Origin of the sequence: Vibrio anguillarum, assembly GCF_001989995.2 — a bacterium.
GTDB lineage: Bacteria > Pseudomonadota > Gammaproteobacteria > Enterobacterales > Vibrionaceae > Vibrio > Vibrio anguillarum.
In genome coordinates this window covers 20,941-27,970 of the sequence record NZ_JAHGUP010000020.1, presented here as the reverse complement: position 1 = coordinate 27,970, position 7,030 = coordinate 20,941, and the positions used below count along the sequence as shown (strand labels likewise).

At 45.1% G+C, this 7,030-nt stretch carries 5 protein-coding genes and 1 tRNA gene; 4 read left to right on the top strand and 2 right to left on the bottom strand.

All coding sequences use genetic code 11. From position 1 onward, the window contains the following. Nucleotides 1–128 precede the first annotated feature (128 nt). Both PL85_RS05195 and orn read right to left on the bottom strand, forming a co-directional pair. A tRNA-Gly gene (locus tag PL85_RS05195) sits at nt 129–204 on the bottom strand. A gap of 176 nt (nt 205–380) precedes the next feature. Beyond that, complete coding sequence (gene orn, locus PL85_RS05190; RefSeq protein ID WP_010318948.1) at nt 381–926, bottom strand: oligoribonuclease; 546 nt, start codon at nt 924–926, stop codon at nt 381–383. Between the two features lie 154 nt (nt 927–1,080). Between orn and rsgA the strand changes: the two genes are divergently transcribed. The 4 genes from rsgA (at nt 1,081) to PL85_RS05170 (ending at nt 6,982) form a co-directional block, all read left to right on the top strand. Further along, complete coding sequence (rsgA, locus tag PL85_RS05185; RefSeq protein ID WP_010318949.1) at nt 1,081–2,142, top strand: small ribosomal subunit biogenesis GTPase RsgA; 1,062 nt, start codon at nt 1,081–1,083, stop codon at nt 2,140–2,142. A 175-nt stretch (nt 2,143–2,317) separates the two neighbouring features. Then, nucleotides 2,318–3,175, top strand: a complete 858-nt coding sequence (gene asd / locus PL85_RS05180) for an archaetidylserine decarboxylase (RefSeq protein ID WP_013857937.1) — start codon at nt 2,318–2,320, stop codon at nt 3,173–3,175. Between the two features lie 213 nt (nt 3,176–3,388). Further along, nucleotides 3,389–4,804, top strand: coding sequence for an SLC13 family permease (locus PL85_RS05175; RefSeq protein WP_017048339.1), 1,416 nt, complete (start codon nt 3,389–3,391; stop codon nt 4,802–4,804). Nucleotides 4,805–5,101: 297 nt separating this feature from the next. Next, the gene (locus tag PL85_RS05170; protein ID WP_047688356.1) at nt 5,102–6,982 is read left to right on the top strand and encodes a methyl-accepting chemotaxis protein; all 1,881 of its coding nucleotides are present in this window, start codon (nt 5,102–5,104) and stop codon (nt 6,980–6,982) included. Nucleotides 6,983–7,030 lie beyond the last annotated feature (48 nt).

The window sequence follows — 7,030 nt, the reverse complement described above, 5'->3', positions numbered from 1 at the left end:
CCCGCGTCCGTATTGTGTCACCGTTAAGTACGATGAAAACTTAAACATGTTCACTTTCTTTAAACAAATATGCGTGACCTCAACCTTAACTAGGTTGTGCGGCGCTATTCTTTTCTTCGAAAAGAATTTGGAGCGACACACGAGGTTCGAACTCGTGACCTCAACCTTGGCAAGGTTGCGCTCTACCAACTGAGCTAGTGTCGCATTCACAACGTTTCCGTTGTTCAGGGCTGCGAATTATAAGAGCATTTTCTTATGATGCAAGCCCTTACTGACAAAAAATCTTTTTTTTTTTTTTTTGACGAAAAAGAACGCAAATATGGCGTATTAATCACAAAAACTGGTTAACACGCCATCACCAAAAAATGCCGTTCTGAAAATTAAATACTGAATATAGTCTTACGGTAGTACTGAAGCTCAGCAATAGACTCACGAATATCATCTAAAGCCAGGTGGCTACCTTGCTTAGAAAAGCCATCCAATACTTCTGGCTTCCAACGGCGAGTCAGCTCTTTTAGCGTACTGACATCCACATAACGGTAATGGAAGTAGGCTTCCAGCTCAGGCATATGTTTATAAAGAAAGCGGCGATCTTGCCCAATACTGTTGCCACAAATCGGAGATTTACCTTTAGGCACCCACTTTTCCAAAAACGTAATGGTCTGTTCAACCGCTTCTTGTTGTGTCACTGAGTCATGACGTACTCGCTCGACCAAACCGCTTTTGGTATGTGTGGTGGTGCACCATTCATCCATTTTAGCCAATTCAGCTTCTGATTGATGAACAGCCAACACTGGGCCTTCAGCCAAAATGTTCAACTCACTATCAGTTACAATGGTGGCAATCTCGATAATTTTGTGAGTTTCAGGGTCTAAGCCTGTCATCTCAAGATCAACCCAAATCAAGTTTTGATCGCTAAAAGACATAAATACGTTGCCTATATTGGTTTGCAGATAAAAAAGGTACTATACCCAAATTCAGATCCCCAAGATACCTTTGGACATTGGATCCAAACGGTATGATTTTGAGTAAAATCTCAACGTTGGATCAAAACGTATCATAATCATGAAGTAGATAATCGTGGCAAAGAAAAAGAAGCTGACGAAAGGTCAAGTACGACGCGTTCGTAATAATCAGAGTAAACGACTCAAAAAAGAGGACACAGTTTCGTGGGATGAAGCCATGCTCGGCACCGCAAAAACTGGGTTAGTGATTACTCGTTTTGGCCAACATGCCGATGTTGAAGATTTAGAGACTCACACCATCCACCGCTGTAATTTACGCCGAGGCATTGAAACGCTGGTCTCAGGAGATCGTGTTATTTGGCGACCTGGACTCGAATCGATGGCGGGTATCTCTGGCGTTGTCGAAGCGGTTGAACCGCGCAAATCGGTTCTGACTCGTCCAGATTATTACGACGGTTTGAAACCAGTAGCGGCAAACATTGATCAGATGGTCATTGTGTCATCCGTACTGCCGGAACTGTCACTCAATATCATCGACCGTTATTTGATCGCTTCAGAAACCGTGAATATTGCGCCGCTAGTGGTACTGAATAAGATTGATTTACTCAGCGATGAATTGCGTAACCAATATCAAGAGTCGTTACGTGTGTACGAACGCATTGGCTACAAAGTGCTTTTTGTCAGCAAAAAAAGCGGTGAAGGGATTGCTGAGTTAGAAGCGGAACTTAGCGGACGGATCAACATATTTGTTGGCCAATCTGGCGTTGGTAAATCCAGCCTAGTGAACGCATTAATGCCAAATTTGGAAGATGAAATTGAAGAAGGTGAAGTTTCTCAAGCATCTGGACTTGGTCAACATACCACCACTGCGGCTCGCTTGTATCATATCCCTACAGGCGGTGATTTGATCGACTCGCCGGGAGTGCGTGAATTTGGTTTATGGCACTTGGAAGCAGAAGCGATCACTGAAGCCTTTGTCGAATTTCGTCCCTTCTTAGGCGGCTGTAAGTTTAGAGACTGCAAACACGCTGACGATCCGGGTTGCTTACTACGTGAAGCCGTGGAAAAAGGTGATATTAGTAACACGCGCTTTGAGAACTACCACCGAATTTTAGAAAGCATGTCGGAAAACAAAGCTAACCGCCAATATTCGCGTAACAAAAAAGCGGATTTATAAATAGCATCGAGTTTTACCCCGGCAAATGTCCGCAGACTTGATCGATAAATTTTTTATCTGTCGCCATCGAATAATCCGTAAGCAATGGTGACTAACTGCTGACATGGTGAGAGTTTTTCAGTAACATCTCGCGCCCAAAGTGAAGAACATACAGTTAACATTGGAATCAGAGACAATGGATAAAATTAAAGTTGGACTGCAATACTGGATCCCACAACATGGCTTAACACGCCTGATGGGTAAACTCGCATCAGCGAAAGCTGGCGGTCTAACCACTGCAGTCATTCGTTGGTTTATTAAACAATATAATGTCAACATGGATGAAGCTCTGCATTCAGATCCTAGCCATTTCAAAACATTCAATGAATTCTTTGTTCGTGAATTGAAAGCCGATGCTCGGCCAATCAGTGACGGTGATAGCTTAATCACCCATCCGGCCGATGCTTGCGTTAGTCAATTCGGGCCGATTCAAGATGGCAAGCTGATCCAAGCGAAAGGCCACCATTTTACAGCGGTAGAATTGCTCGGTGGTGATGCCAAGCTGGCGCAAGAGTTTGAAGATGGCGAATTTGCCACACTTTATTTATCACCTCGCGACTACCACCGCGTACACATGCCTTGCGATGGCGTGTTACGTCAAATGATTTATGTTCCGGGCGATCTTTTCTCGGTTAACCCACTAACCGCCGAAAATGTACCGAACCTGTTTGCTCGCAATGAGCGCGTGGTGTGTATTTTTGATACTGAGTTTGGCCCAATGGCACAAGTGCTTGTCGGAGCGACCATTGTTGGCAGTATTGAGCTAGTTTGGTCAGGGACTGTCACGCCTCCGCGCGGCAATACCGTTTATCGCTGGGATTATCCAGCCCAAGGCAATACCTCTGTTGTACTGAAAAAAGGACAAGAGATGGGTCGCTTTAAGCTAGGCTCAACGGTGATCAACCTGTTTGCAAAAGATAAAATTCGCTTTGATGAGTCTATGCAACACAATGCTACAACGGTTATGGGTACTCCATACGCACAGCAACGTTAATCGCCATCTCTTAATTTCCCCTGCCGAATGCGTTAGCTCTGCATGTTCAGAGCTAACGCCTCTAGATATTTCGCTTTTTTTCTTTATTGATAAAAAACAAAGCTGCTGCATATTCCTTCGCTAAAACTCAAAATTTCAAGCCGCGTCTAAGACCTTCATTCACATATCATTTACGCTAGTTACTTCAAGTTAACCTAATGAAGGTCATGTGATATGCCTACCATGAATACGGGAATGCTGATAAAGCTTGCGATCTGCTTTTTGCTGCCCATCGGTGTTTTACTGATGCCCATTGATGCAATACCGATTGATGACTTAACCTTAATTCAACATCGATTACTGGCTATTTTTTTATTGGCTGCTCTGCTTTGGGTATTGGAGCCAGTTCCTGTATTTGCCACCTCCATTTTGATCATTGCGCTCGAATTGGTGATGATTTCAGATAAAGGCTTGCATCTCTTTCGTTCGCCACCCGCTGGGCATGATATCGGCGAGTTAATGAAGTACACCGATATTTTCAGCGCTTTCTCTTCACCGATTATTATCTTGTTCATGGGCGGCTTTGCACTGGCGATTGCTGCTTCTAAATATGAACTGGACAACAACTTAGCCCGAGTTTTACTCAAACCTTTTGGTACTCAACCCCGCTTTATTATGCTGGGGCTAATGTTGATCACTGCGGTATTTTCTATGTTTATGTCCAATACCGCGACTACTGTGATGATGCTGGCGCTGCTCGGGCCGATCGTCGCTTCAGCTCCAAAAGGGGATTTAGGCATCAAAGCCTTAGTGCTCTGCATTCCGATTGCAGCGAACACCGGTGGTATTGCCACGCCTATCGGTACGCCACCCAATGCTATCGCGCTGCAATATCTCACCGGAAGCAATAGCATTGATTTCTTTTCTTGGATGATGATGGGCTTGCCGTTTGTGATTATTCAGCTCACGTTAGCTTGGTTTTTGCTACAAAAACTGTTTCCCTCTTCAGAAAAACAGATGGTGCTGAAACTAAACGGAACATTCCAAAAAAATTGGCGTGCAATCGTGGTCTACATTACTTTTGCCGCCACCATAGTGCTGTGGATGACCACCTCTCTACACGGCATGAACACCTATGTGGTATCTATTATTCCTTTGGCGGTTTTTACACTCACCGGCATTATGGGCAAAGAGGAACTGAAACAGATCAACTGGGACGTCTTGTGGCTAGTGGCTGGCGGGATAGCGATTGGAATTGGGCTAGATAAAACAGGGCTCGCTTCAGCATTAGCTCACGCGATTGATTACAGTTCTCTATCGCCTATCTCGGTCGTCATCACCCTGTCGCTCGTTTGTTGGATCATGGCAAACTTCATGTCCAATACCGCGACCGCTAACTTACTCATGCCGATCGCCGCCGCGATTGGCACATCCATGGAAAGCTTGGCCAGTATTGGTGGTATACAAAGTTTGTTAGTGGTTGTCGCCTTTTCTGCCTCACTGGGTATGATTTTGCCTGTCTCAACACCACCGAACTCACTGGCCTATTCTACCGGGCTTATTGAGAGTAAAGACATGGCCAAAACAGGTCTGATTATTGGCGTTGTTGGCTTGTGCATTGTCTATACTGCCGCGCTATTACTAACCTAACCTTTGGTGACTGCGACTTGCATTGAGCGTCAAGACTGAATGCAGGTCGCAAAGATGAATCATTCCAGCCTAAAACTAAGTAAAAGCAAATCAACGAGATGAACAATAATCGAGCACGATCATATTAATCAAAGCTACATTCTCGTAGGATTACTCTGATTTACTTATTCATTTATCTGAAGAAACATGAAACGGCCTCATCATTTCGCTGCAACTAAGCGTAGGAGCCGTTAATTCATCTTTTCCTGATCTGAGCTATCGACACGCGGTTGTCAAACCGTTCTAGGGACATAACCCATGAGACATACCATCAAATTTAAAATTCAAGTCGCTATCGCCATCATCATCGCAATCGTCAGTGGCGTCCAAGCTTGGATCTCCGTCAGTCAATTACAGCAAGAAACGACCTATGCCATTAATAGTGAAATGGAAAACACCAGTCTTGCTACTCGCCATTACATCAGTGATTGGCTTGGGATCCGCAGCAATATGATGTTGGCCAATGAACCTTTTATTGCCAATAATAACAATGCTGACCAAGCGTTGCTGGTGACTAAAAAGAGCGGTGATTTTCTTTCTGTTTATGCTGGTTTTAGTGATGGCAGCATTGCTTATGGTGATAAAACCGAAGATTGGCCAAGTGATTATGATCCAAGAACGCGCCCTTGGTATAAAGATGCAATGGCACAATCGGGGCTTATAATTACCGAACCCTACCAAGATTTTGATGGCAGCATCGTAGTTAGCTTCGCCAAAGCTTTTAAAGGTCAAAAACAAGGCGTACTCGCCGCCGATTTAACGGTAACCAATCTCATTAAAGAAGTGCTGAATGTTAAACTGAACAATCAAGGTTTTGCGTTTTTGGTTGATGGTAATAACAACATTGTTGCCTACCAAGATGAAGCTTTAAGCCAAAAACCTTTAACCAATTTAAACAACGAATTAGATTCCCAGCACATGGCCAGCTTAGCCCGAGAAAATCGCGTGGATACCATCGCTTGGCCAAAGCAAGGCAACAAATTAATTTACGTCTCACAAATACCAAATACCGATTGGTTACTGGGCATTGTGGTAGACAAAGAGATGGCCTACGCCTCGGTTTCTGAGCAAATAACCTTTACCGCCATTGCCTCTTTAGTGCTCTACATTATTATCGCCAGCATCAGCACTTGGGTTGTAACCCGCTTACTGCAACCACTGCAGGTATTGTCGAACGCTTTAGCGCAATTAGCGCAAGGAGAAGGCGACCTCACCCAACGCATCGACATTCGACGCATGGATGAAATCGGTGAATTGGCCGAGAAAGTGAATCTCTTTTTAAGTCAAATGCAGGAGATGCTGAAAGGGATCGTCAGCCGTAGCCAACAACTTTCCCAGCAAGCACAAGATGCCAATGACCTTTCTGCTCAAGCTTCCATGCGAGTTGAGCACCAACAAAATGATGTCAACCAAATAGCCACCGCGATTCATGAGATGTCGGCTACCGCCGCTGAGGTGGCTAGCCATGCCGAACTGACCGCTAGCGCGTCACAAGCATCGGCCTCAGCTTGTGATGACGGGCAGGCGGTTATCAAAAAGAATCGAGATTCCATTACTCACTTAGCCAATCAGGTCGATAGTGCGGCCAAAGTGATCCGAGAGTTGGAGAGCAATGCTCAAAGTATCAACCAGATCCTATCCACCATTCAAAGTATTGCCGAACAAACCAATCTGTTAGCACTCAACGCAGCGATTGAAGCGGCCCGCGCAGGTGACCAAGGCCGTGGTTTTGCTGTGGTAGCCGACGAAGTTCGTGTGCTCAGCCAACGTACACATGGCTCAACGGAAGAGATCCGCACCATGATAGAAACCTTGCAGCGCAATACTCAACATGCGGTCGAGAATATGGAAGCCAGCACCAAACTGGCCGACCACAGTGTTGACTATGCCGAACAAGCTCACGACAGTTTAGTGCGGATCACGCAAGCCATTACCGAGATCAATGATATGGCCTTACAAATTGCCAGTGCCGCTGAAGAGCAGCGAGCCGTCAGCGAAGACATTAGCCGCAATACACAAGGTATCAAAGACGCTTCTGATGACCTTGCAAGCCAAACTCAGCAGAGCAGCCACAGCGCTCATGAAATGCATTTATCGGCAGAAGCCATGCGTAACGATATTCGCCGCTTCAAAGTGTAAATCCTCTTGGCTTGCCTCTTTTAATCACATTGAGGCAAGCCCATAAAT

Bases quoted from the DNA above. Each gene is read 5' to 3' on its own strand.
- PL85_RS05170 (WP_047688356.1), top strand. From the start codon at position 5,102: ATGAGACATACCATCAAATTTAAAATTCAAGTCGCTATCGCCATCATC.
- PL85_RS05175 (WP_017048339.1), top strand. From the start codon at position 3,389: ATGCCTACCATGAATACGGGAATGCTGATAAAGCTTGCGATCTGCTTT.
- orn (WP_010318948.1), bottom strand. From the start codon at position 926: ATGTCTTTTAGCGATCAAAACTTGATTTGGGTTGATCTTGAGATGACA.
- asd (WP_013857937.1), top strand. From the start codon at position 2,318: ATGGATAAAATTAAAGTTGGACTGCAATACTGGATCCCACAACATGGC.